This window comes from Candidatus Nitrotoga sp. M5 (assembly GCF_927904885.1).
Lineage (GTDB): Bacteria > Pseudomonadota > Gammaproteobacteria > Burkholderiales > Gallionellaceae > Nitrotoga.
On the sequence record NZ_CAKMNW010000037.1, the window covers coordinates 1 to 2,084 of the forward strand.

Below are 2,084 nucleotides of genomic sequence, written 5' to 3' on the forward strand. Positions count from 1 at the left end.
GAACACCACTGGGGGGAGGCGGAGGCACAAAACCACCGGCAGAAGTCGACGATAGCGAGCTGCTCGGAGTCGGTGAAGACACATAATTACTTGTCTTGACAGTTTGCCTCGAATAATCCAGGCGCCCCGATACTGGAACACGATGGCCTTTCGCATACATACACTGCTGATATCCAAAGTCGTAACGCTGCTGAAGGTTATACCCCGAACTTTCACCAGATCCCATTCCTACCATAGAACCCATGAGCAATCCAGCGCCCGCACCCACACCTACACTGTTACGCCCACCAAACAGTGCGCCCGCTGTGGCACCAACTGCAGTTCCAATCGCCGCGCTTTTTACGCCACTATCAATCGCTGCTGCATTTGCAGAGCCACCGCCTACCTGAGCGCTGGCATATTGCCTACAATCGGCATCATCCAATCGGAACCGATCAAAGCTTTTTCCCGAGCCTGGCAACACAAGTACGCCTGGACCAGACGGTACCGACGTACAAGCGTTCAACAACACAATTGCAGTCAGTAAGAATGAGAGCCTCAAAGTAATAGTCATGGAACAGTTGAATCATTTAAATCAGGTTGATCGCCAGAATCAGGTGCGGGTTGAGGAGCGACTCGCAGCCATCCTCCCGGGCATTGACTGACATATGGATAATAGGCTTTTCTATCAACGCAGTAATACCACCATGCCTCCTGAATATCTTGCGGCGAATCATTCGAAGCTACTTGTGTATCGATCTGTGACTCGTCGCTTCGCTCTACATAAGTTACCGGCGCAGGCTGCACCAGCGGGTAATAAGTCGGAACAGGTGGATAATAAGCGGGCGAATACGCATAGGGCATTCCATAGTAAGAAGCCCTATAGTAAGAGTAGGGACTATATCCAAATCCATAGCCAAAACCAATCGGTGCACCCAAGTAGATGCCTACTCTCGCACCTGAGTTTCTTCCCCTGAAGTTTCGTCCACCATTGTGCCTACCTCTACCAACATGCCTACCTCTACCAACATGCCTACCTCCACCAACATGCCTACCTCCACCAACATGCCTACCTCCACCTGCGTGGCCGCCACCGCTAAATCCATGTCCGGAGTGTCCGCCGCCTGCCGCAATCGTCACCTCACTCATCAATGTTCCGACCAACAGCATTGTGACTAAAGTTAAAGATTGGCTGATTTTTAATGTATTCATTATTCCCATACCCCTATTATTCATTCAGTATACGTAGAAATCTACTCACAGAATTGCTATCCCATACACTTTAGTAACGATCCCACTTTGATCTCTGATCTCTGTGAAATACATTTCACTAGCAATTTCAAATACTAACGATAATTATTCAGCTTCAAGCCACTTTGAGATAACGCTAAAAATCTTGAATATATTAATAAAAACGTATACCTTCAATAACCGTTGACAATTGCGCGAATTTAATATGGAGAATTTTTCTCGAAATATGTTTAAGTCTCTCCAAACATGCTATGAGTCTTGAAGGGGCCGCCATAATTATAGTGAACCTCAAGCGACTAGTCGTCCGAACCCGCAGCACAAGTTTCCCATATCAGCTCATCGGTTGAACGTTTCCCGCCCCAACCAGGTAGGAATACGGATATTAGCTGTCAAATTCCGCTGTTTATAAACGCGTTTAACAAATAAATCTGGTTTTTTGTGTACTATTTTTTCAACGACTGGATGAGCGCCAGGTGATTCGTAGAAAACACCTCCGCATCGACAACGTCATTGCGCACAAAATTGAGAATAACTGCCAATTACAGCTTAAATTAAAGAAAATCTTGGTAATCTGTCAAAAAATTGAGAAAGAATAATTTTCTGAGTTGAGTTACCCCGCTTTTCTTGGATATCTTTAAGGTGCCCTGTCAGGTAAATGAATTAGCTATGTCGCAGCTGTCGATAGGCTCTTGGTAACCATATGATGACGTAGAGTTTCTCGTTATCCATATAACAGCCAAGCACATGATTAATAATAATTAGTCGACACTGAATTATTCGATTCTGTCGTTCAGATCATGCTACGCAAGCAGCCTGAGTGCTAATCTGTTTTACGCCTCCGTACTTGATGCGTT

Annotated in this window: 3 protein-coding genes; all 3 read right to left on the reverse strand. The window is 45.6% G+C overall.

What is annotated here, in order from left to right; translation table 11 throughout:
- Window positions 1-553, reverse strand: a 553-nt coding sequence (locus tag MJ770_RS08785; RefSeq protein ID WP_239252646.1) for a YMGG-like glycine zipper-containing protein, incomplete at its 3' end; no start/stop codon positions are given.
- On the reverse strand, window positions 550-843 hold the full coding sequence (locus MJ770_RS08790; protein WP_239252661.1) for a hypothetical protein: 294 nt from the start codon (window positions 841-843) through the stop codon (window positions 550-552). The genes MJ770_RS08790 and MJ770_RS08785, both read right to left, overlap by 4 nt.
- An 83-nt stretch (window positions 844-926) precedes the next feature.
- Complete coding sequence (locus tag MJ770_RS08795) at window positions 927-1,112, reverse strand: hypothetical protein (RefSeq protein ID WP_239252664.1); 186 nt, start codon at window positions 1,110-1,112, stop codon at window positions 927-929.
- Between the last annotated feature and the right edge of the window lie 972 nt (window positions 1,113-2,084).

Coding starts and splice junctions, on each gene's coding strand:
- MJ770_RS08790 (WP_239252661.1), bottom strand. CDS start 843: ATGCCCTATGCGTATTCGCCCGCTTATTATCCACCTGTTCCGACTTAT.